This is a genomic window from Amycolatopsis sp. lyj-90, from assembly GCF_046549035.1.
Taxonomy (GTDB): Bacteria; Actinomycetota; Actinomycetes; order Mycobacteriales; family Pseudonocardiaceae; genus Amycolatopsis.
Window position 1 is genome coordinate 846124 of sequence record NZ_JAJPWP010000003.1, and the last position, 22461, is coordinate 868584.

Here is a 22461-nt window from a genome sequence, read left to right on the forward strand (position 1 = left end):
CGTTGAACGATCTGGCACTATCGGCGGGGTGCCTGCACCCACCGGAGCCCAGCATCTCGCCGACGCGCTGACCGCTCTGGGGACCGAAGTCGTCTTCGGTCTCCCCGGGGTGCACAACCTGCCGTTATGGGAGGCGCTGGCCGATACGGACATCCGGCTGATCGGGGTCCGGCACGAGCAGACGGCCGGGTACGCGGCCGACGGGTACGCCCGCGCGACCGGGAAACTGGGCGTCGCCATGGTGACCACGGGGCCCGGCGCGGCGAACACGCTCGCCGCCGTCGGCGAGGCCATGGCGTCGGCCGCGCCGATGCTCGTCATCGCGACCGACATCCCGTCCACGCTGCGGCGGCCCGGCGTGGTCCGCGGCGTGCTGCACGAGACATCGGATCAGCAGGCGATGTTCGCGCCGGTCACCAAGGCCGGCTTCACCGTCACGAGCGCCGACCAGGTCGCCGCCACCCTGCACCGCGCGGCCCGCCTCGCGCTCCAGCCGCAGAGCGGGCCGGTCTACCTCGGCATCCCCGCCGACTTCCTGTCCGAGCGGACGCCCGCCCGCCGTCCGCCGCGGTCGCACGCCCGGCCGTCCGAGATCCCCGATCTCTCCGAAGCCGAGGCCCTGTTGGCCACCGCCGACCGGCCGCTGATCTGGGCGGGAGGCGGCGCGCTGCGCGCCGGTGCCGGTGAGGCGATCGGCAAACTCGCCGAGCGGCTGGCCGCTCCGGTGCTCACCACCTTCGGCGCTCGCGGGCTCCTGTCGGTCGACCACCCCTGTCTCGCCCCGAACCCGGTGCACGCGCCCGAGGTCGGCGCGCTGTGGGACGAGGCCGACGTCGTCCTCGCCATCGGCACCGACTTCGACGGGCTGATGACGCAGAACTGGCTGATGCCGCAGCCGAAGAAGCTCATCGCGATCAACGTCGACCCGGACGACGCGGCCAAGAACTACCAGCCGGACATCACGCTGGTCGGCGACGCCCGCGTGCTCACCGAGGCGCTGAAAGTCGAGGAACGGCCGGGTATCGCGGCGCTCGTCGGCAGGCTCGCCAAGGTCTCCGCCCGGGTCCGGCGGCGGATCAAGGAAGAGGAACCGCAGGCCGCGGACCTTCTGTCCACTTTGGACGAAGTGCTGCCGCAGGACGCCGTCGTGGTCGCGGACATGTGCGTCGCCGGGTACTGGATCGGCGGTTTCCACCGCGTCCGCGCCCCGCGCAAGCTCGCGTATCCGATGGGCTGGGGCACCCTGGGCTACGGTTTCCCCGCCGCGCTCGGCGCCGGTGCCGCAGGCACCGGCCGCGCGATCTGCGTCAGCGGTGACGGCGGATTCCTGTTCGGCTGCGGTGACCTCGCCACGCTGGCGCAGGAACAGTTGCCGGTCACGGTGATCATCGTCGACGACGGCGGGTACGGAATGCTCCGCTACGACCAGGATCGCGCGGGCCTGCCGCGCCGGGGCGTCGACTGGGACAGCCCCGATTTCGTCGGTCTCGCGCGGTCCTTCGGGGTGCACGCGGACCGCGTCTCCGGGTTCGGGCGCGCGTTCCGCCGGTTGCTCGGCGAGTTCGTCGAGTCCGACGAGCCGAACGTGCTGGTCGTCCGCGCGAAGATGGCGCCGCCGCTCAACACGTCGCCGCGCTGGTATCGCAAGGGTTCTTCGTGACCGGGCTTCGCGTCGGCGTGGACATCGGCGGCACGTTCACCGATCTCTGCGTGCTCGACGAAACCGGTGTCGTCGCCGTCGGCAAGGTCCTGACGACGCACGACGAGCCCGCTCGCGCCGTCGAGGAAGGTCTGAGGAGGACACTCGCCGACGCGGGGCTGGTGGCGGCCGACGTCGAGCAGTTCGTGCACGGCACCACGCTGGTCACGAACGCGCTGATCGAACGCAAGGGATCGCGGACCGCGCTGCTGGCGACCGCGGGTTTCCGTGACGTGCTGGAGATGCGGCGTGAACATCGGTACGAACTGTACGACCTGCTCATCGAGCTCCCCGCCCCGCTGGTCCCGCGCCACCTGCGGTTCGACGTCCCCGAGCGGATCCTCGCCGACGGAACCGTCCACACAGGACTGGACGAGGAGTACGTCGCCCGCCTCGGCCGCGAGCTCGACGCCCGCGGGATCGACGCGGTCGCGATCTGTTTCCTGCACGCCTTCACGAATCCCGCGCACGAACGGCGGGCCGCCGAAATACTCCAGGACGTCGCGCCGAGGTTGCGGGTCGCGTTGTCCAGCGAGGTCGTCCCGGAGATCCGCGAGTTCGAACGCGCGTCCACCACGGTCGGATGCGTCTACGTCCAGGACCTCACCGAACGCTATCTGCGCGATCTGGAACGTCGCCTGCACGCGGCCGGGGTCCGGCCGTCGCCGCACATCATGCTGTCCAACGGCGGGATCGCGACCGTCGACACGGCCGCGCGCTACCCGATCCGCATCCTCGAATCCGGCCCGGCAGGCGGGGCGCTGGCCGCGTCCGCGATCGGTTCCGCGGCCGGTGTCGAGGATCTGCTGGCCTTCGACATGGGCGGCACGACGGCGAAACTGTGCATGATCTCCGGCGGCGCACCGCTGGTGACGCACGAGTTCGAGGTCGACCGGAAGTACCGGCTGCTCCCGGGATCCGGGCTGCCGGTCAAGGTCCCGGTCATCGACATGATCGAAATCGGGGTCGGCGGTGGTTCGATCGCCCGCATCGACGCACTCGGCCTGCTGACCGTCGGCCCGGATTCGGCGGGGTCCGAGCCCGGCCCGGTCTGTTACGGGCGGGGCGGCACCGAACCGACCGTGACCGACGCCGACCTCGTGCTCGGCTATCTGGATCCCGGCTACTTCCTCGGTGGCGGAATGACTTTGGACGCCGAGGGCGCGCGCGAGGCGATCCGCTCGAAGATCGCCGGACCGCTCGGCGTCAGTGTCGAAGAGGCCGCCTGGGGTATCCACACGAGCGTCAACGAGGACATGGCCAACGCCGCCCGCGTCCACGCCGTCGAGCGTGGCAAGGATCCGGCGAAGCTGCCGATGTTCACTTTCGGTGGCGCCGGGCCGGTGCACGGCGTCGGCGTGGCGCGGGCACTCGGCGCGCCCGAGGTGGTCGCCCCGCCCGCGGCGGGAGTGCTGAGCGCGGCGGGATTCCTCACCGCGCCGCTGGCCTTCGACTTCGTGCGCTCGGCGCGTTCGGCGGTCCTCGATCTCTCGTGGGAACAGGTCGACGCGCTGTTCGCCGAGATGGAGACCGAGGGCGGGGAACTGCTGGAGAAGTCCGGTGTGGACGGTGCGAAGGTGACGCACCGCCGGATCGCCGAGATGCGGTATTCCGGACAGGGCTACGAGATCCGCGTGCCGGTCGAACCGGGGAACTGGCCGGAATCGCTGGTCGACGCGTTCACCGGGACCTATCGGACGCTGTACCGGCGGACCGGGCCGGACGTCGCGATCGAGGTGCTCAACTGGCGGGTCGTTTCCAGTGGCCCGGTACCCGAGGTCACCTTGAAACTCGCGGGCGCGGTGGCCGAAGGCGACGCGCGCAAGGGGAGTCGTCCGGCGTACTTTCCCGCCGAAGGTGGATTTGTCGACACGGCGGTGTTCGACCGGTACCGGCTCAAGCCGGGTGATCGTGTCGCGGGACCGGCCATCGTCGAGGAGCGCGAGTCCACCGTGGTCGTTCCGCCGGGAGCTCACTGCGTGGTAGGCGATGATGCCAGCCTGGTGGTGACGGTATGAGCGTCGACCCGATCCTCGTGGGAGTGCTGGGAAACCGGCTGCATTCGATCCTCGCGGAGCAGCAGAACGCGCTCGTCAACACCGCGTTCTCCTCCGTGGTGCGGGAATCGCTCGATCTCGCCTGCGCGGTGTTCGACTCGCGCGGTGAGATGATCGGCCAGTCCGTCGGCGGGACCCCCGGCCACATCAACGCGATGGCGACCGGGATGCACCACTTCGTCGCCGCGTACCCGCCGGAGACCCTCGCGCCGGGCGACGTCCTGCTCACCAACGACCCGTGGCAGACGGCGGGGCAGATCAACGACATCACCGTCGCCACGCCGGTGTTCCTGCGGGGACGGCTGGTCGCGTGGTTCGCCTCCTGCTGCCACGCCCCGGACATCGGCGGACGGCTGGTTTCGGCCGAGGCCAACGAGGTCTTCGAAGAGGGCCTGCGCCTGCCGATCATGAAGTTCCTCCGCGCGGGCGAGGTCAACGCGGATCTCGAACTGCTGATCCGCGCGAACGTCCGCACCCCGGAGGAGACCCTCGGCGATCTGTACGCCCAGGTCACCGGGAACGAGGTCGGCGCCGCCAGTCTGGTGCGACTGCTGGAAGAATTCGAGCTGGACTCGCTCGACGACATCGCCGCGGAGATCATGAACCGCTCCGAGCGGGCGTTGCGGGACGCGCTGGCGAAACTGCCGGACGGCACGTACACCAGCGAACTGGTGACCGACGGATTCGACGACGAAGAGGTCGTCCTCAAGGTCGCCGTGACCATCGACGGCGACGAGATCCATCTCGACTTCGGCGGATCGTCGCCGCAGAGCCGTCGCGGGATCAACGTCGTCCTCAACTACACCCGCGCGTACGCCTCGTTCGCGGTCAAGGCGGCCATTTCCCCCGAGGTGCCGCACAACGCGGGCTCGTTCCGTCCGGTGCACGTCACCGCTCCCGAGGGTTCGGTACTCAACTGCGCGCCGCCCGCGCCGGTCGCGTCCCGGCATCTGATCGGGCACTTCCTGCCGTCACTGCTGATCACCGCGCTGCACGAGGCGTTGCCGGGCAACGCTTTGGCGCACAGCGCGGACGCGCTGTGGATGACGATCTGGCGCGGCGCCGACGCCGGGGGCGGCGAGTTCATGCTCAACGTCTTCCAGACCGGCGGGATCGGCGCGAGGTCCACAAAGGACGGCCTCAGCACGACGGGATTCCCGAGCGGGCTGCGGTCCACGCCGACGGAGGTCATCGAGACGATGGCGCTGCTGGTCCAGCGCGAACGTGTGCTGCGAGTGGACTCCGGAGGCGCCGGGCGACGGCGCGGCGGCCTCGGCCAGCGCACGTCGATGGCGGCGCGCGGCGAGATTTCCTGGAGTGTCAACGGGAACATCGACCGGGTGCGCCGACCGGCGTCCGGTGTGGACTCGGGACACGAGGGGGCCGTCGGCCGGTTCAAGCTTTCCGGTGGCGCGGACCTGCCGTCGAAGAGCCGGGTGAACCTGCGGCCGGACGACGTCGTGGACGTGATCCTGCCCGGCGGCGGTGGATACGGCGACCCGTTCGAACGAGAACTGGAGGCGGTACTCGCCGACGTCGTCGATGGTTACGTCTCGGTGGAAGGGGCGCGCGAACTGTACGGCGTCGAGGTGACATATCACGGGGAACCGGGGGCTTTGGTGCGGCTTCCGGAGGACTACACAGCGGTTTCGTCGAGAGGGAAGAGATGAGCATGGGTCGGCTGGCCGGCAAGGTCGCGGTGGTCTTCGGCGGCGCGAGGGGCATCGGTCTCGCCACTGTGAAGGAGTTCGTCGCCGAGGGGGCGACCGTGTTCTCCAGTGACATCCGCGAGCCCGCCGAGGCCGTCGAAGGCGCCGGGCACTCCCTTGTGGACGCCACCGACGAGGGACAGGTCGACGAGTTCGTGCGCGGGGTGCTGGCCGAAACCGGCCGGATCGACGTGCTGTTCAACAACGTCGGCATCCACCTCGGGAAGCCCCTGTCCGACACCACGCTGGCGGAATTCGACAACATCTTCGCGCTGAACGTGCGGGCCGCCTTCCTAGGCGTCCGGGCGGTGCTGCCGCACATGATCGCGGGCAAGGCGGGCAGCATCATCACGACGTCGTCCAACGGCGGCGTGATGGGCCGCCCCGGCGACCCGGTGTACAACGCGACCAAACACGCGCTGGTCGGCCTGACGAAGTCGATCGCCGTCGCGCACGCGCACCAGGGGATCCGCGCGAACACGGTCAACCCGGGCGCGATCGACACCGACATGCTGCGCGGCACGCTCGCGTCGCCGGAAGATTTCGAGGCGAAACAACACCAGTTGACCGCGAGCACGCCCGCCGGGCGGGTCGGCGAGGCGTGGGAGGTCGCGAAGGCGGTGGTCTTCCTGGCGAGCGACGAATCGAGGTTCATCAACGGGGTCGCGCTCCCGATCGACGGCGCCAAGGCCGCCGGTGCCATGCCGGGCAACCGGTACAGTCTCGACTTCGAACTCGGCGTCAGGTAACGCAGTGTCCACCGTGGATGCCGAGGAGACACTTGCCCGCGACAGGCCACTGCTCGAACGAAGCGGGACAGCGGAACGGGTCGCCGAGATCCTCCGCCAGCGCATCACCGAAGGCGTCTTCCCGCCGGGGTCGAGGCTTTCCGAGCCGTCGATCAGCGCCGCGCTGGGCGTTTCGCGCAACACCCTGCGGGAGTCGTTCCAGCTGCTGGCGCACGAACGGCTGGCGGTGCACGAACTCAACCGCGGCGTGTTCGTGCGGGAACTGACCGCGCAGGACATCTCGGATCTCTACGTCATGCGACGGGTCACCGAATGCGGCTCGCTGCGGCGCGCGTCCGAACTGTCCACTGTGGATCTCTCCGCCGTCGCCCTCGCGGTGCGCGAAGGCCGTGCCGCGGCCGACGAAGGTGACTGGCAGGCCGTCGGGACCGCGAGCATCGCGTTCCATCAGGCGCTCGGTGATCTGGCAGGCAGCGAGCGGGTCAGTACGACGATGCGGCAAGTGCTGGCGGAGACGCGGCTCTTCTTCGTGCTGGCCGAGAACACGCGCGCGTTCTTCGAGCCGTTCCTGGAACGGCACGAGCGGATCCTGCGGGATCTGGAGCGGGGGCGGTTCGGGCCCGCGGAGACGGCGCTGGAGAAGTACCTGCGGGATGCGGAGAAGCAGCTTCTGGCCGCTTATGACCGGCGGGGTTGAGCCTCGGGGTGTGCTATGAAAGGCCCGTTACTTGCAAAATTTGCAAGTAACGGGCCTTTCATGTCACGCGCGTCAGCAGTTCAGAGCCGCACCGGCCCAGTCCGCGTGATCGGAATCGACCCCGTCGCCGCCGTCGGTGACGACCAGGTCGAGTACCTGCACCCCGCTCAAGGGTACGGAAAGCGTCTGCGCCGCCTGGCCGCGCTTGAGCACGCCGGTGTTCGCCAGCCGCTTGCCGTCACCGAGGACCTCGAACGCCACGCTGCCCCCGGCCTTCTCGTCGTCGACGCCGACGGACGAAGCGAACGACGCGCAGCCGCCGCCGAGGTAGAGCCGGACCTTGGACGGCGCGTGGACGCCCAGTCCGTCGTCGTAGGTCACCCCGCCGATGCTCATCTTGTGGCCGTCACCGGCACTCGATTCGCCGTTGCTGGTCCCGCGTTCCACCGGTCCGTAGCCGTTGTCCGCCGTCATGAACGCCGCCTTCGAGAGCGCGTTCGTCCCGGCGGCAGGGGGTTTCACGAGGGGCGCGCTGCCGGTCATGGACAACGATCGTGCCCCCGATGACGTCCGATAGTCGATCCGCCCGGAGACCTCGACGTGGTCACCGACGGGAGACGACGGGCGCACGGTCCAGGTCCGCTCCCACGACTTTCCCGGTGCGACAGCGGGAATCCGTACTTCGGTGCCGCCGTCCGGCTTCCAGCCCGCGCCGACGGTGAGCTTCACCCTGCCCTCGGTCAGCGGTGTCCTGCCGTCGTTGAACACCTGCAGTGTCGTGGTGAACGGCTTGTCGGTGGCGGCGTATTCGGGCGACCGCAAGGAAAGTGTCGTATGCGGAGCGGCCTTCGGACGGCTCGACGGCCAGACCCGGAAGACCGCGGAACCGTGGCCGGGCAGCCCCGCCCGCAGGATTCCGGCGGACTCGGTCTCACCGCCGGTCCACAGGTCCCGGACCCGGTAGCCGGACGAGGCCGGGGCGCCGATCTCCTTGGCGGTGGCGGACAGGGTCGACGGCGCGCCGCCGCGATTGAACAGGACGACGACGTTCGAGCCGTCGGACATCGGTTTGGCCCAGACCTCGGTGTCCCCGTCGTCGCGGACCTTGCGTCCCTGCTTGCCGCCCCAATCCTGATTGACCGCGAGAAGATCCTTGTTCAGCAGGATCTTCTTGGTCGCGCCGGACATCGAACGCAGGTCGTTGCCCGCCAGCAGCGGGGCGTTGAGCAGCGACCAGAGCGCGAAGTGGGAGCGATATTCCGTGTCGGTCATGCCACCGTTGCCGACTTCGAGCATGTCCGGGTCGTTCCAGCCACCGGGCCCGGCATAGCCTTCCAGGCCGACCTGCTGGTCGAGGAGGTTCGTCATGCTCGACCAGGTGTCACTGATGTCGCCGGTGGTGCGCCACAGTTGCGCTCCCGCGCCCTTGCCCCATTCCCAGGGCTTGTTCTCGCCCCATTCGCAGAGGGCGTAGACGATCGGGCGGCCGGTCTTCTTCAGCGCCTCGCCCATTTTCGTGTACCGCTCCAGCGCGGGACGGCCCTGGTTGTGGCAGTTGTCGTATTTGAGGTAGTCGACTCCCCAGTCCGCGAACGTCCGCGCGTCGACCTCTTCGTGATCGAGTGAACCCGGCATGGTCCGCGCGCAGGTTTCCGTGCCCGCGCTGGTGTAGATGCCGAGTTTCAGGCCCTTGCCGTGCACGTAGTCGGCCAGCGCCTTGATACCGCTGGGAAACCGCGTCCGATGCGGTTCGTACTTCCCGTCGGGGGTGCGGTTCTTCTCCGCCCAGCAGTCGTCGAGGTTGACGTACTGGTAGCCGGCGGCCTTCATCCCCGACGTCACCATGGCGTCGGCGGTTTCCCGGATCAGCTGTTCGGTGATGTCGCAGCCGAACTTGTTCCAGCTGTTCCAGCCCATCGGCGGTGTCGCGACCGGTGGCGGGCTTTCGACGGCCGCCACCGGAACGGCGCAGAGGGCGGTGAGCGTGCAGGCGGCGACGAGCGCGCCAGCGAGACGACGCATAAGTTCCTCCCAGAATGCTCAACTTTGAACAAACTCACTCATCAAACAACAGGATCGGCCAGCGCTGGTCAAGAGCCGTTGGGATGGTGTCGGAAATTCACCGGAGGTTGCGGCGACAGACCGGACAGGTCCGCGGCGCGAACTGTGCACGATGGAGTGTTCGCGTCGCGGCCGGATCCGGGCGAGGATGGGGGCACGGACTCGAGGAGGAAGATCATGGTGTCGTCGGCATCCGCGCACAATCCGCTGTGGCATCCCTTCGCGGACATGGGAGCGGTCGACGGCGACCGGCTGGTCATCGCCCGCGGTGAGGGTTCCTATGTCTGGGACGACGAGGGGAAGCGCTATTTCGACGCGACAGCGTCGCTCTGGTACGCGAACTTCGGCCACGGACGCGAGGAGATCGCGGTGGCCGTCGCGGACCAGCTGCGGACGCTCGATTCGTACAACCTGTTCGGCTACAACGCCAACGAGCCGGCGCTGAGGCTCGCCGAGCGCGTCTCCGCGCTGGCGCCGGAACCAGGCTCGAAGGTGTTCTTCGGTTCGGGCGGCGGCGACGTCATCGACACCGCGGTCAAGATCGCCCGGGCGCATTTCGCGCATACCGGGCACCCGGAGAAGGTGCACGTCATCGGGCGGGTGCAGGGATATCACGGCACGCACGGCTTCGGCACGGCCGTCGGCGGCATCGCGGCCAACGCCACGAACTTCGGGCCGTTGCCGGGCGACATCTCGCACGTGCCGTACGACAGCGCGGAAGCACTCGAAGCGGAGATCCAGCGCGTCGGGCCGGAGCGGGTCGCGGCGTTCTTCTGCGAACCGGTGATCGGCGCGGGCGGGGTCCTGCTGCCGCCGGACGGGTACATCGAGGCGGTCGCCGGGATCTGCCGCAAGCACGGTGTGCTGTTCGTCGCCGACTGTGTGATCGCCGCGTTCGGGCGGCTGGGGACCTGGTTCGGGATCGACCGGTGGGACGTGAAGCCCGACATGATCACGACCGCGAAGGGCATCACCGGCGGGACGATCCCGCTGGGCGCGCTGATCGTCGCGCCGCGGGTGGCCGAGCCGTTCTTCACCGGGAAGCCGGGCGCGCCGGTGCTGCGGCACGGCGCGACCTACGCGGGGCATCCGGTCGCCTGCGCCGCGGGAAACGCGACGCTGGACATCTACGAGCGCGACGGGCTCATCCCGCGCGGGCGCGAGCTGGAGAAGCCGCTGGCGGACGCGCTTTCCGGGCTGGCTTCGCATCCGCTGGTCGCGGAGGTCCGGGCCGGGCTGGGTTTCCTCGGCGCGGTGGAGCTCAAGGCCGACTTCCTCGCGTCGGACGCCGGCGCGCCGAACCGGTTGCAGCGGACGGCGCGGGAGGAGGGCGTCCTCGTGCGGAACCTGGCCAAGGGGATCGCGGTCTCGCCGCCGCTGATCGCCGGGGAAGCCGAACTGGACCTGCTCACCACGGCTCTGCCACGCGCGCTGGACCGGCTCGTCTAGGCACGCGACTTCACCGGGAGGGCCGGATGGCCGAGTTGAGCGAGCAGGTCCGTGACCGGGTCGCGGCGCCGAACTTCTGGCATCTGGCCACGGTGAACCGGGACGGTTCGCCCCAGGTGTCGCCCATGTGGATCGACGTCGAAGGCGACTACATCGTGTTCAACACCGCCGTCGGCCGGGTGAAGGAAGAGAACCTGCGCCGCGATCCGCGTGTGTCGCTGTCGTGCGTGGACGCGGAGAATCCCTACGACCGGGTCGTGATCCACGGCCGGGCCGTCGAGTTCGTCGAGGGTGACGAGGCGGACCGCTGCATGGACCGGCTGGCGAAGAAGTACGTCGGAACCGACCGCTACGAATGGCGGATTCCGGGGGAACGGCGGGTCAAGATCCTGGTCGAGCCGGACCGGGTCCGGCACGTCGTCGGCGTGGAGCCCTTCCGGCGCGGGATCCTGCCGGAGGCCTGAGGCGGGGCCGAACCGTAGTAGGTCTCGTGAGTGGCTAGGACGGTTAGAACCGCCCTAGCCACTCACGAGGTCACGCCTCGCGACGTGCACGAGGACTCGCGCTCGGTCACGAAGGGCCCGCGTGGGCCCGCCTCGGCAGCGGCGGAGTTCGTCGCCCCCGTTGTCCGCGGTGGTGATCCACGCGAACGGTCCGGGTGTCACCTGGAGGTCATCCGCCATACCGGCACATGGACCACCCGCCCCGACATTTCCGGGAGCTCGTACCCGCTGACCACGGTGAACCGCCATTTGTCGACCCCGCCGCCGATGATCTCGGCGTAGCGGCGGGCGCCGTCCGCGTTGGCGAAGCGCACCTGCTGGCCGTTGGTGAGATGGGTGATCTTGACCGCCATCCGTGTCTCCTCTGCTCCGGTGCCGGCCCGCGGAGCTTCCCCCTCCGGGGCCGGCGCGGACAGTAGAACACACGTTCGATAGACGTCGCCAGTCGAACCCCCCGCGCGGGTCACCGCCGCATGGTCACCCTCGGCCACGCGTCCAGGCCACGGGCGATTTCGTGGTCCCGGATCGCTCGCAGGCCGTCGGTGAGGTCTTCCTCGCCGAGCGTCGCGAAGCCGAGCCGGGCGTAGTACGGCGCGTTCCACGGCACCTCGGCGTACGTCGTCAGCGTGAGCCCCGCGAGCCCCTCGCGCGAGGCCCATTCCGCGGCGTGCTCGATCAGCCGCCGTCCGAGGCCCTGCCGCGCGTGGTCCGGATGGACGGACACCTGCTCGACGTGGCCGTAGCCGTCGACGACCTCGGCGAGCAGGTACGCCATCGGGCCGTCACCGGTGTCGCAGACCCAGGCGCGGCCCGCGCGCTGATAGGCCGCGAGGTCCTCGAGCGACGGCGGATCGTCGTCGGCGATCGCGGCCATGTCGAGGGCGCGGAACGGCTCGCCCGCGGCGCGCTCGATATCCTGGAGCCTGGGCAGGTCTTCGGGTACGGCTGGTCGGATCACGGGTCGAGTTCTACCCCGGCGCCGGGGTGGGCGCGCGCGAATTACCGCCGCGTCAGAGGGAGAACGACGAAACGGCCCGGTGGATCCTGCTCGCGTACGACTGGAGCGCGACGATGGCGGCCCGTTTCGCGTCGTCGCTGATCCGGGTCGCGGGGGCGGCGAGGCTCAGCACCGCGGGCCGGTGCCCGGTGCTCGGGATCGGCACCGAACACGACCAGACGCCGTCGTCCAGTTCGCCCCAGCTGACCGAATACCGGTTGATACCCGCGCGTTTGACCTCTTCCCGCACGGTCGGCCCGCGACGCTGGACGATCGACGAAAGCCGCCTTTCCCGTTCGCCTTCCGGCAGCATGGCGAGCAGCATCTTGCCCGACGCGCCGGCGCCGAGCGGGACGGAATGGCCCGGCTGGAAGGTGAAGCGCATCGCGCGTTCGCATTCGACGCGGTCCGCGCAGACCGCGGAATCGCCGAAATGCTGGAACAGCAGGACCGTCTCGCCGAGGTCGCGAGCAGCCTCCTCCATCGCCGGGCGCGCCAGCCGGGCGAGGTCGTTGGCGAGCTGCGCGGCCCGCGCGAGCGGCATCACCTGGCTCGTCACGTGATAGCGCCCGGTCTTGCCCTCCTCCAGCAGCTGGAGTTCCTTCAGCAGTGCGACATAGCGATACGTCGTGGCGACCGGGGTGCCGATCCTCGCGGCGAGCTCGGCGACGCTCGCGTCCCAGCGGCGTTCGGAAAAGGAGAGCAGCAGCTGCAGGACTTTGCGTGAGCTGCTGGCGCCGGGGGTGCGTTTCGGGGGAGCGGTGGTGTCCAGGGATCGTGCGGCAGGCGTCATCTCGACCTCTCGCCGGGGCAATCACAAAGAGTCAAGAAAGTAGCACATTGTGTGAATTGCGGACCAGGGACTTTGGTCCACGAACAAACGGACTTCTTGCTAGGTTCGGACCATGGAAAAGCCATTGGCGGGCAAGATCGCTTTGGTCGCGGGGGCGACCCGCGGCGCCGGGCGGGGAATAGCGGTCCAGCTGGGGGCCGCGGGCGCGACCGTTTACGTGACCGGTCGCAGCACCGGTTCCCGGAGATCCGAAATGAATCGCCCGGAGACGATCGAGGAGACCGCGGCACTCGTCGACGAGGCGGGCGGGCGCGGCATCGCGATCGGCGTAGACCATTTGGAGGCCGACGAGGTCCGCGAGCTGGTGGAACGGATCGACGCCGAGCAGGGGGCGCTGGACGTCCTGGTCAACGACATCTACGGCGCACCCATCGAATGGGGCAAAACGGTCTGGGAGTCCACTTTGGACACCGGATTGCGGACGTTGCGCCTCGCCATCGACACCCATGCCATCACCAGCCATTTCGCGCTCCCGCTCATGATCAGGAAACCGGGATCGCTGGTCATCGAGGTCAACGACGGGACCACCGCGTACAACTCGGGGAACTACCGCGTTTCGTTCTTCTACGACCTCGCCAAGACCGCGGTGAACCGGATGGCGTTCGCCCTCGCCCACGAATTGGAACCGCATGGCGGTACCGCGGTGGCGGTCACGCCGGGCTGGCTCCGTTCGGAAGCGATGCTCGACGCTTATCAGGTCACCGAACAGAATTGGCGGGACGCGACGAAGGTGCAGCCGCATTTCGCCATTTCTGAAAGCCCGGCGTTCGTCGGCAGGGCGGTCGCGGCGCTGGCCGGTGACGCGGAAGTCGCCCGCTGGAACGGGAAATCGGTGTCCAGCGGCGAATTGGCGAAGGATTACGGATTCACCGACCTCGACGGAAGCCGCCCCGACTGCTGGCGTTATCTCGTCGAGGTCCAGGATCCGGGCAAACCGGCGGACGTCACCGGCTACCGCTGAGCCTCCCGCCGCAGGAACGGCGTGAGCAGGCCGGGCGCGGCCTGCTCCGCCATCGCCAGCCCGGCCGATTCGCCGACGTCGACCACCTGGTAGCCGCCCCGGCCCGCCGCGATCGGGGCGGTCACGGTGATCAACCCGCCGCGGCGCTGGAAGAACGAGCGGCTGATGACGATCCCGGTGAGCCCCTCGCGCCGGATCGCCACCGTCGCCCGCGCCAGTGAACCGGAGCGGCTGACCAGATACCGCCCGACGATCGCGTGGCCGAGGTTGCGGTAGCCGTCCCAGCCGACGAGCACGGCGAACGGCAGCAGCCCGAGCGCGACCTGCCACATCCAGTCCGGCAGGAAATCGATCCACGCCAGGCCGAACAGCGCCGTCGCCAGGATCAGCACGCCGACGACGGCCCGGGTGAGCCGCCTGGTGAGCGCGCGTCGCGGATGCCGGTTCAGCGGCACGGTCGCCGGGTCGAAGTTCTCCCGCAGCACCTCGGCCGCGACCTCGTGGACCCGGCCGACGGGCGCGGGCGGCAGCAGGAGCCCGCCGCCCTTGTCCCCGCCTTTGCCCTCGCGCAGCCCGCCCGCGATCGCGGTGAGCCGCGCCCCGCCCGCGATCCGCAGCGGCAGCGGCTCTTTCACCTCGACGCCGCGAAGCCGGTCCTCTTCGATGGACACCGAACGTGTGGTGATCAGCCCGCGCCGGACGTGCAGGGTGCCTTCCGTCTCCCGGGTGAGCTTGAAGTTCCAGAACGACAGCACGTAGCCGCCGACGGAAAGCAGCGAGACGAGCACCAGCAGGGCGACCGCCGCGACGACGACGATCAGCCACACGGCGGTGTTCGCCAGATCGTCCATGAGGTCCCGCAACGGCCCGACGTTCTCCGGGTCGATGTTCAGCTGGTGCGCGAAATGCCAGACCGCGGCGAACACCGCGCCCACCACGGCGAGCCCGGACAGCGTGAACGGCGCGTACCGCACCCACTTCCGGTCGACCTCCGCCACGATCTGCTCAGGCGGCGGCGCGGACTCGGCTTCGGCGATGACTTCCTTGCGGTGCAAGAGAACCGTGCGCAGCCGGTGTGCTTCGGTCGCGCTGACGGCGTCGAGGACGAGCTGGTCACTGCCCGCGCCCTGGACGGCCGAATGCCGTCCGGTGCCGATGCGCACGGCGCTGAGGGAGAACAGGCGGTGCTTCAGCTCCGAGGTGACGTCGACCGTGCGGACGCGGTCGAGCGGGATCGCGCGATGTTTGCGCAGCAACAGTCCGGTGGTCCATTCCACCTGGCCGTCGGCGATGCGATAGCGCGACGTGAGCACGTGCGAGATGCCGACGAGCACGGTCAGCGCGGTGACGCCCAGCCCGATCCATTCCCAGCCGTTGCCCCGGCCGAGGAGCACCGTCCCGATCAGCACCGGCAGCGATTTGACGACGTCGAGCACCGGCCGGATCAGCAGCATCCGGCGGTCGAGGCGGTGCCACTGATCGACGGTGGCGTCCGGTGCTGCCTCGGTGCTCATGTCGCGTCACCGGGAGTGGCCTGCGTGGTCTTCGTGAGTTCCGCGGCGAGCGCCAGCGCGTCGGCGTGGTCGAGACCGGCGATCTTGACCGGGCCCGCGGCCGACGCCGTCGTCACGGTGATCTTCGCCAGTTTGAACAGCTGCTCGACCGGGTCGCGTTCGATGTCGACGGTCTGGATCCGCGAGATCGGCGCGATCCGCCAGTCCTGTTTGAGCCAGCCTTCCTGGGTGTACACGGCCTCGCCGGTGACCTCCCAGCGGTGGATCCGATAGCGCCACTGCGGCATGACCAGGAGATGCAGGGGGCCGAGCACGCACGAGATCGTCAGTGTCACGGTGAGCCACGTCGGCGGGTCGTCGCTCGTGAGCACGAACACCGCCTGCACACCGATGAGCACCACCCAGCCGACCGCGGCCCACACCGTCCAGTACCCGATGGCACGACGGCTGACCCGGTTGGCGGGTGGGCGCAGGGTGAGCCGCTCGGGCGGTGCTGTCTCTTCTGTCACCTCTTCAGCGTGCACCACCCCGGCACGGACCGCCCACGGCACCTGTCACGGACCGATAGGATCTCGGCCACCATCGGCGGAATGGATGCCCCCTATCGGGGCGTTCCCACCCGTAGACGGTTGTACGCACGAAACCTGGAGGATCTGGTGGCGCTGGACCCGGAAGACCTGTACGAGGTGGACTCGGACGTCCCTGACCTCGGCGGGGCCGTGCTCCTGCACTACTTCGACGGGTTCATGGACGCGGGGTCGGCCGGCAAACTCGTCGCCGAGCACCTCCTGAGCTCGTCCGAACACCGCGTGATCGCGCGGTTCGACGTCGACCGCCTCATCGACTACCGCTCGCGCCGCCCGACGATGACGTACTCCATCGACCACTGGGAGGCCTACGACGCTCCCGAACTGGTCGTCCACCTGCTGCACGACGCCGACGGCGTGCCGTTCCTCCTGCTCACCGGCCCGGAACCGGACCACGACTGGGAGCGGTTCTGCGCGGCCGTGCGGAGTCTGGTCGAACGCTGGGACGTCCGGCTCACCACCGGTTTCCACGGCATCCCGATGGGCGCGCCGCACACCCGCCCACTGGGCGTGACAGCGCACGCGACGCGGGACGAGCTGGTCGGCGAACACCGGCCGCTGCCCAACCGGATGCAGGTGCCGGGCAGCGTCGCCGGGCTGCTGGAGTTCCGCTTCGGCGAGTGGGGGCACGACGCGTCCGGATTCGCCGCGCACGTGCCGCACTACCTGGCGGACTCGACGTACCCGAGCGCCGCGCTGCACCTGCTGGAGGCCGTCGCCGAGTCGACCGGGCTGAACCTGCCGGACGGCGATCTGCGGGAGGCCTCGCAGGAGGCGGAAGCCGAGATCGCGCGCCAGGTCGCCGGGTCGGAGAAAGTCGCCGACGTCGTGCGCGCGCTGGAGCAGCAGTACGACACCTTCATGGAGGCGTCCAGCAAGGAAAGCCTGCTCGCGGAGTCGGTGGAGCACATGCCGACCGCGGAGGAGCTGGGGAGCCAGTTCGAGCGGTTCCTCGCCGAGCAGAACGGTGGCGACACCCCGGAGCGCTGAGCCGCCCCTGCTCGTGAGTGGTAAAGACGGTTCTAACCGTCCTTACCACTCACGAGGCAGGTCAGGGCAGGTCGAGCGAAGCGAGGACGCCCCAAGTGCTCTCCAGCCCGCCCGAGCTGCCGACCCCGGAGGTCAGCACGCCCGGCGTCCCGGGGACGGCGGCGAACCCGAGGATAGAACTGCCGTCGGCCGTCTTGGCGACCTCCGGCGGAAGCGCGTCCTTTCGCCATTCGATCCCGTTCCACACGGACATCAGGACGTGGGCGTCACCGGGCACCCAGCCCGCGGTCCACAGCTTCCCGGAGCCGTCGAGCGCGGCCGCGTTGATCTCGTCGAACGGGCCGGACGGCAGGGAGCTCCACTTCTGCCCGTCCCAGCGGGTGACGAACGCGGGGATGCCGGTCGCGTTCCATTCGTTCACCCTGCCGACGACGTAGGCCGAGCCGCGGCCGTCGGGGACGACGTGGTTGACCAGCCAGCCGGTGCGGTAGTCCGACGGCACGGGAACCTCGATCTGCCGCCAGCCCGCGCCGTTCCAGTGCAGCAGGAACGGGGTCTCCTTCCCGTCGGCCGCCACCGACGACGCGGAGACCCACAGGTCGTCGTCACCGGTGCCGCCGACCCGGGACGGCCGGAGCGGGCGGGCGCCGGTCTGCGGGATCTCGACCTGCTCCCACGCCTTCCCGGTCCAGTGTTCGAGATGGTCCACGGACTTGTTCGTCTTGAAGTCGTAGTCGTAGGAGACCAGCCACACCGATTTCGGCGAGAAAGCGGCGATGTCGCTGGTGAAGCCCTCCATGCCCGCCGGTGGTTTCGGGCGTTCGATGTCGGTCCACGTCTTGCCGTCCCATCGCTGGACCAGTGTCGACGAGCCGGTCGCCGCCACGCGGGCGGGACGCGGCCGTCGGGGATCCGCGACCTGCCGCGTGCCGACCTCGACCGTGCGGTCACCGGCGGCCCAGACGTTGTCCGGTGCCGAGGCGGAGACCTGGGTGAACCGGGCGCTGGTGCCGGTGACCGGGGCCGGGGTGGTGTCGGCCCACTTCGTGCCGTCCCAGCGGACCGCGACCGGGACTTCGGCGCTGCCGGTCCAGGTGCTCCCGACGGTCCAGGCGTCGTTCGCGCCGGTGGCCGTGACGCCGTAGTAGATCCGGTTCACCGTGCTGTCCAGTGGTTGTTCCAGCCGCCAGCCCTCGCTCGCCGACGCCGTACTCGTGAGCAGGCCGGACAGGCCGAGGACCAGACCGGACACGGTCAGCGTGGATCGTCTTGCTACGCCTTGCATCTGGGACCCTTCCAGTTGTCGCAGGGAGTGCATGTGAACTCCTTACGAACCACCCGTCCGGAAGGTTGCCCGGTCAGTGGTCGATGGCGACCATTTCCCTCGAATGCCCTGGCCGTTCGATCTCGTCGACGAGTGCGACCGCGAGATCCGCGTACGAGAACGGTCCCGCGTCTTCCGCGCGCGGCAATACCCGGTGGTCCCCGCTGCGGTACTCGCCCGTCCGCTCGGCGTGTTCGTCGATGATCGCGGGCGGCGGCGCGATGACCACCCAGTCCAGTGCGCCGCCGGACGCACGGAGGACCTCCAGTTCCGCCGTGTGCCCGAGGGAGAATTCGCGGTGTTCCGGCGGCCAGCCCGGCTGGTCGTGGAACGCGACGCCCGGCGCGATCTCCAACGCCGACCCGACGCCGACGACGACCAGCCTCGTGACACCGGCTTGGCCGAGGCCGTCGATCAGCGCGTGCGCGGCGGCCGGGTAGTACTCCCGCGCGGGGAGATCCGCGCGGTAGATGGAACTGATCGCGGCGTCGTGCCCGGCGGCCGCCTTCGCGACGTCGTCGGCCACCGTGACGTCGGCGGCGATCAAGGTGACGGCTTCACCGGCGAGATCCTTGTGACGGCGGGGATCCCGGACGGCGGCGGTCACCCGGTGCCCGCGATTCACGGCTTCGGCGACGGCTCGGCGTCCTCCACGTCCGCCTGCCCCGAAGATGACGATCTTGCTCATCGCGCTCCTTTTCCCGTGCCGGCACCTGATCACCGGCGGCGAACGCGATGGTAGGAGCGGACCCCTCGGTTACCGCAACGAAACCGGCCCCTCGATGTTCTGAGTCCGTTCACCCGAATGGTGCTGGTGTATCGTCCCGGAATGCGTCACCTGGTACCCCATTCAGCCCTGTACACGGTGGGCCGATCGGCCCGCAGCACCCTCGGCCGGGGCCTGCACCGGCTCGCCCGGCGATTCCATGATCCTTATACCGAGGAGCTGAACCGGGTCGCCGGGGAACTGCGCGCGGAGATCGTCCGGCAAGGAGATCGCTGTTTCGATCGCGTCATCGAGTTCGAAATCCGGAGCCGTCGCGACATCATCTACGCCGGTGATCAGGACGCGGCGCGGGACAGCAACCGGTTCGCCCGCGAGCACCTGACCGGAACCCGCCACTTCGCCCGTCCGCAAGAGACGCTCGCGTACGCGCTTTCCCTTGCCCCGTCAGGGGGAATGGCCCTCGAATTCGGGGTCGCGAGCGGGAACACGCTGCGCGTGATCGCCAAGGCGCGCGGCGGTGCCGAAACCTACGGATTCGATTGGTTCCAGGGCCTGCCGGAGAACTGGCTCAACGGGATGCCCGCCGGTTCGTTCGCGCGCGAAGATCTGCCGGACGTCCCCGGCGCCGAACTCGTCGTCGGTCTTTTCGCCGACACGCTTCCCGGTTTTCTCGAGCGGCACGAAGGTGCCGTCGATTTCCTTCACGTGGACGGTGATCTGTACAGCTCGGCGAAAACCGTGCTCGATCTGGCCGGTCCGCGTCTGCGGCCGGGCAGCATCGTGCACTTCGACGAGTTCTTCAATTACCCCGGCTGGCAGCGGCACGAACACCGGGCGTGGCTGGAATACGTCGAACGCACCGGCACCGAATTCGAATACGTGGCCTACACCTACGCCGACAATCAGGTCACCGTCCGGATCACCGGCTAGATCATCTCGCGGACTTCGATCGTCCCGATCGCGGCCCAGGGATGACTTTTCGCCGCCTCGACGGCCTGTTCCCGGCTTTCGCAGTCGAGGACGGTGATGCCGCCGATCTGTTCCTTCGTCTCGGCGAACGGGCCGTCCGTGAGCAGCGCCTTGCCGTCGCGGACGCGGACGGTCGTCGCCGACACCGGCGCGTGCAGGCCCATCCCGTCGACGCGCATCCCGCGCCGCGTCAGCTCTTCGCGCCAGGCGCGGCAGGGCTCGGTGATGTCCGTGCCGGGCGTTTCGTCATCGACGGTCCCGCAGAGCATGAGCAGGTATCGCACCGGTTCTCCTAGGTCGTGAGCCCGTCCTCGTAGGCCCGAAGCGTGTCGATGAACAGGCGGCGCTGCGCCGGTGTCAGCGGGGCGAGCGCCTTCTGCCAGGCGCGGGCGCCCTGCGCTAGCCAGCCGTCGATCGCGGGCCGCATGCGCTCGGTGATGGCGACGATCCGCCGACGCCGGTCGGCCTCGTCCTCGCGCCGGTCCAGGACGTCCTTCTTGCTCAGTTCGCCGACCATCAGGCTCACCGTGGTCGGGGCGACCTCGAGCCGTTCGGCCAGTTCGTTCACCGTCATCGGACCGTCGAAGAGCAGGTACGACAGCAGTGACAAGTGACGCGGAGCCAGCGACAGCGACTGGAGTTCGTCGGGGATCTTGATCCGCTTCGCGCGGCCGACCATCCGCGGCATGAGCAGCAGCAAGGCGCGCACGGCGTCGTCGGCTTCCATGTCCTCGGTTGACACCGGGCACCCTCCTGGATACCTTTGCAAGCAAAGAGGCTTTGCTTGCAAAGCAAAATGGCTTTCAGGACGATGCTACCTGGGGAGTACCGTGGAATCGCTGTCGATGACCACCATGGATGCCGGGACGGGGCGTCCCCGCACGACCTCCGTCGCCTGCCGCAGTCACGGAAGCCGGTACCTGGCGTACGCGCCGGACGCCGATTCTCCTTGGTATCGCGACCTTCTCGTCAGTCCACAAGCGACACTCGGGATCGACGGGGTTCCGCATGCCGCGTATGCCGTGCCGCTCGAAGGCGGGGAGCGGGGTTTCGTGCTGCATCTGCTGGAAGTCGATGCCGCCCGCGGGCGGGCGATCGCCGATCAGTTGCTCGTCCACCACGACGAGCTCCGGAAGGCGCTGGCGGAGGCGCGGGCCGAGCTCGACGGCGAGCCGGTGCGGGGACGGCCGGGAGTGCGGCGCGAACTGCTCGGCCATTGTGTCACTTTCTGCAACGGCCTGCGGATGCACCATCTTCGCGAGGACGGCGCGTTCACGGCGATCGAAAAGGCCCATCCCGGACTCGCGCCGGCCCTGACCCGGCTGCGCGAAGAACACGAAACCGTGTCCCGCGCGTTGCTCGATCTTGATGAGTTGCTGCAGGGCAAGGGGGAACTCGAAACCGCCGCACTGCGTGAGGAGTTCGAGCGGGTCGCGAATGGACTCGATGAACACTTCGCCTACGAAGAGGCGAATCTGCTCCCGGCGCTCCGCGGAGCGGGAACATCGTCCCCGTGATCGGTTCGTTCTGTCACAGCTTGGAAACGAGCCGCGTGTTCCGGACCTGGGAACACGCGGCGGGGTTACTCCGAGCGGGTGAGAACTTCGGGCCACCCGGCGGGAGACACTGGTAACGAATGTCCGTTCCTGGGCGACTGATCGTTGTCCGCACCGATCGGCGCGACGCCCCCGACCGGAATTGTGAGAACCGATGAAGCTTCGAAGAGCCTCAGTTCTGTCTCTGGTGGCCGCTGTGGCCACGATCATGCTCGTGGCGCCTGCCTCCGCCCTCGCGGCCCCGCCGACCAGCGCCGTGGAGGTTTCGCCGACCACTGTCCAACGTGGACAGACGTTCACCGTCTCGCAAACCGTCTACAACGCCGACGCGACCTCGACCATCGAAGGCGGCAAGGCGACGCTCTACGGCAAGGAATCGCCGCTTCCGGGCATCGTCGACCTGGTGTCCTGTCCCGGCGCGTTCGCCTGCGACATGCTCGGCGGCAGCATCCGCGGCGGGGTCGGCACCGTGACCCCCGGGCAGAGCAAGACCGTGCTGTTCACCTTCCGGGTCAAGGACGACGCCCCGCTGGGCAGCGTCACCCTGCAGCACCAGTTCGTCGGTGACAACTACAGCTTCGAGATCCTCGACGGCCCCGTGCTGACCGTCACCGGCGCGCAGAGCGCCGCGGACCTCGGTGTCACGCTGACCGCGTCCCCGCGCGGGATCCTGACGTCGTCGATCGAGTACACGGTCAAGGTCACCAACGCGGGTCCGGGCACGGCGTCCGGTATCCGGGTGGCGTCGACGCTGGGCAACGGGCTGCGCTTCACCGGCTCGTCGACCTGCTCGAACCCGAGCGGCTCGAAGGTCGTCAACTGCGACTTCTCGTCGCTCGCGACCGGCACCAGCGGCACGGCCAAGTTCTCGGTGGCCGCCGGACTGCTGACCATCGGACCGGTCAAGACGACCGCGAAGATCACGCAGAGTTCCGTCGCCGACCCGAACGCGGCCAACAACACCGCGTCGTCGACCTGCACCGCGATCACCGGGCTCCTGCTCAGCTGCTAGTCAAGTACGTGAAGGCCCCCTTCCTTGCGTCTAGCGCAAGGAAGGGG

The 22461-nt window shown here is 69.1% G+C and carries 22 protein-coding genes; 12 read left to right on the forward strand and 10 right to left on the reverse strand.

All coding sequences use genetic code 11. From position 1 onward, the window contains the following. Positions 1–28: 28 nt before the first annotated feature. Genes ACLJPX_RS15525 through ACLJPX_RS15545 form a run of 5 tightly spaced genes read left to right on the forward strand, consistent with a single transcriptional unit; the run spans position 29 to position 6911 of the window. Positions 29–1660, forward strand: a complete 1632-nt coding sequence (locus ACLJPX_RS15525; protein ID WP_410600664.1) for a thiamine pyrophosphate-binding protein — start codon at positions 29–31, stop codon at positions 1658–1660. Next, positions 1657–3717 (forward strand): hydantoinase/oxoprolinase family protein, encoded by a 2061-nt coding sequence (locus tag ACLJPX_RS15530; RefSeq protein WP_410600665.1) that lies wholly within the window; start codon positions 1657–1659, stop codon positions 3715–3717. The genes ACLJPX_RS15525 and ACLJPX_RS15530 overlap by 4 nt, the downstream gene beginning before the upstream one ends. Then, the gene (locus tag ACLJPX_RS15535; RefSeq protein WP_410600666.1) at positions 3714–5426 is read left to right on the forward strand and encodes a hydantoinase B/oxoprolinase family protein; all 1713 of its coding nucleotides are present in this window, start codon (positions 3714–3716) and stop codon (positions 5424–5426) included. The genes ACLJPX_RS15530 and ACLJPX_RS15535 overlap by 4 nt, the downstream gene beginning before the upstream one ends. A 2-nt stretch (positions 5427–5428) precedes the next feature. Beyond that, positions 5429–6214 carry an SDR family NAD(P)-dependent oxidoreductase gene (locus ACLJPX_RS15540; RefSeq protein ID WP_410600667.1) on the forward strand — a complete coding sequence of 262 codons (786 nt, stop codon included), beginning with the start codon at positions 5429–5431 and terminating at the stop codon, positions 6212–6214. A 4-nt stretch (positions 6215–6218) separates the two neighbouring features. Then, a complete protein-coding gene (locus ACLJPX_RS15545; RefSeq protein ID WP_410600668.1) occupies positions 6219–6911 on the forward strand; it encodes a GntR family transcriptional regulator in 693 nt (230 codons plus the stop codon). Positions 6912–6983: 72 nt separating this feature from the next. Here the strand turns inward: ACLJPX_RS15545 and ACLJPX_RS15550 are convergent, their stop codons facing one another. Beyond that, the gene (locus ACLJPX_RS15550) at positions 6984–8933 is read right to left on the reverse strand and encodes an NPCBM/NEW2 domain-containing protein (protein ID WP_410600669.1); all 1950 of its coding nucleotides are present in this window, start codon (positions 8931–8933) and stop codon (positions 6984–6986) included. 216 nt (positions 8934–9149) lie between these two features. Between ACLJPX_RS15550 and ACLJPX_RS15555 the strand changes: the two genes are divergently transcribed. After that, positions 9150–10421, forward strand: a complete 1272-nt coding sequence (locus ACLJPX_RS15555) for an aspartate aminotransferase family protein (RefSeq protein ID WP_410600670.1) — start codon at positions 9150–9152, stop codon at positions 10419–10421. 26 nt (positions 10422–10447) lie between these two features. Next, positions 10448–10885 (forward strand): PPOX class F420-dependent oxidoreductase, encoded by a 438-nt coding sequence (locus ACLJPX_RS15560; RefSeq protein ID WP_410600671.1) that lies wholly within the window; start codon positions 10448–10450, stop codon positions 10883–10885. Between the two features lie 197 nt (positions 10886–11082). On the opposite strand, the gene ACLJPX_RS15565 is transcribed toward ACLJPX_RS15560, so the two are convergent. The 3 genes from ACLJPX_RS15565 to ACLJPX_RS15575 form a co-directional block, all read right to left on the reverse strand. Continuing rightward, positions 11083–11277: a hypothetical protein gene (locus ACLJPX_RS15565; protein ID WP_101610317.1), complete on the reverse strand. Its 195-nt coding sequence runs from the start codon at positions 11275–11277 to the stop codon at positions 11083–11085. A gap of 110 nt (positions 11278–11387) precedes the next feature. Then, complete coding sequence (locus ACLJPX_RS15570) at positions 11388–11882, reverse strand: GNAT family N-acetyltransferase (RefSeq protein WP_410600672.1); 495 nt, start codon at positions 11880–11882, stop codon at positions 11388–11390. A gap of 52 nt (positions 11883–11934) precedes the next feature. Beyond that, positions 11935–12714 (reverse strand): IclR family transcriptional regulator, encoded by a 780-nt coding sequence (locus ACLJPX_RS15575; protein ID WP_101610315.1) that lies wholly within the window; start codon positions 12712–12714, stop codon positions 11935–11937. Positions 12715–12826: 112 nt separating this feature from the next. Between ACLJPX_RS15575 and ACLJPX_RS15580 the strand changes: the two genes are divergently transcribed. Beyond that, complete coding sequence (locus tag ACLJPX_RS15580) at positions 12827–13735, forward strand: SDR family oxidoreductase (RefSeq protein ID WP_410600673.1); 909 nt, start codon at positions 12827–12829, stop codon at positions 13733–13735. Here ACLJPX_RS15580 and ACLJPX_RS15585 read toward each other — a convergent pair. Continuing rightward, positions 13726–15249, reverse strand: a complete 1524-nt coding sequence (locus ACLJPX_RS15585; RefSeq protein ID WP_410600674.1) for a PH domain-containing protein — start codon at positions 15247–15249, stop codon at positions 13726–13728. The genes ACLJPX_RS15580 and ACLJPX_RS15585 overlap by 10 nt on opposite strands. Beyond that, on the reverse strand, positions 15246–15758 hold the full coding sequence (locus ACLJPX_RS15590) for a PH domain-containing protein (protein WP_410600675.1): 513 nt from the start codon (positions 15756–15758) through the stop codon (positions 15246–15248). Before ACLJPX_RS15590 ends, ACLJPX_RS15585 begins: the two co-directional genes overlap by 4 nt. A gap of 147 nt (positions 15759–15905) precedes the next feature. On the opposite strand from ACLJPX_RS15590, the gene ACLJPX_RS15595 reads away from it, so the two are divergent. Next, a complete protein-coding gene (locus ACLJPX_RS15595; RefSeq protein ID WP_410600762.1) occupies positions 15906–16826 on the forward strand; it encodes a proteasome assembly chaperone family protein in 921 nt (306 codons plus the stop codon). Positions 16827–16887: 61 nt separating this feature from the next. Here ACLJPX_RS15595 and ACLJPX_RS15600 read toward each other — a convergent pair whose 3' ends face one another. Both ACLJPX_RS15600 and ACLJPX_RS15605 read right to left on the reverse strand, forming a co-directional pair. Continuing rightward, positions 16888–18144: a hypothetical protein gene (locus ACLJPX_RS15600; RefSeq protein ID WP_410600676.1), complete on the reverse strand. Its 1257-nt coding sequence runs from the start codon at positions 18142–18144 to the stop codon at positions 16888–16890. 40 nt (positions 18145–18184) lie between these two features. Further along, on the reverse strand, positions 18185–18838 hold the full coding sequence (locus tag ACLJPX_RS15605) for an NAD(P)-dependent oxidoreductase (RefSeq protein WP_410600677.1): 654 nt from the start codon (positions 18836–18838) through the stop codon (positions 18185–18187). Positions 18839–18979: 141 nt separating this feature from the next. Here ACLJPX_RS15605 and ACLJPX_RS15610 point away from each other — a divergent pair, with 141 nt between their 5' ends. Further along, positions 18980–19807 carry a class I SAM-dependent methyltransferase gene (locus tag ACLJPX_RS15610; RefSeq protein WP_410600678.1) on the forward strand — a complete coding sequence of 276 codons (828 nt, stop codon included), beginning with the start codon at positions 18980–18982 and terminating at the stop codon, positions 19805–19807. On the opposite strand, the gene ACLJPX_RS15615 is transcribed toward ACLJPX_RS15610, so the two are convergent. Further along, positions 19804–20130 carry a YciI family protein gene (locus ACLJPX_RS15615; RefSeq protein ID WP_410600679.1) on the reverse strand — a complete coding sequence of 109 codons (327 nt, stop codon included), beginning with the start codon at positions 20128–20130 and terminating at the stop codon, positions 19804–19806. The two genes, ACLJPX_RS15610 and ACLJPX_RS15615, sit on opposite strands and share 4 nt — an antisense overlap. A gap of 8 nt (positions 20131–20138) precedes the next feature. Next, positions 20139–20573 carry a MarR family transcriptional regulator gene (locus ACLJPX_RS15620; protein WP_410600763.1) on the reverse strand — a complete coding sequence of 145 codons (435 nt, stop codon included), beginning with the start codon at positions 20571–20573 and terminating at the stop codon, positions 20139–20141. 118 nt (positions 20574–20691) lie between these two features. Between ACLJPX_RS15620 and ACLJPX_RS15625 the strand changes: the two genes are divergently transcribed. Next, the gene (locus ACLJPX_RS15625) at positions 20692–21363 is read left to right on the forward strand and encodes a nitroreductase/quinone reductase family protein (protein ID WP_410600680.1); all 672 of its coding nucleotides are present in this window, start codon (positions 20692–20694) and stop codon (positions 21361–21363) included. Between the two features lie 235 nt (positions 21364–21598). After that, a complete protein-coding gene (locus ACLJPX_RS15630; RefSeq protein WP_410600681.1) occupies positions 21599–22414 on the forward strand; it encodes a hypothetical protein in 816 nt (271 codons plus the stop codon). Positions 22415–22461: the final 47 nt, after the last annotated feature.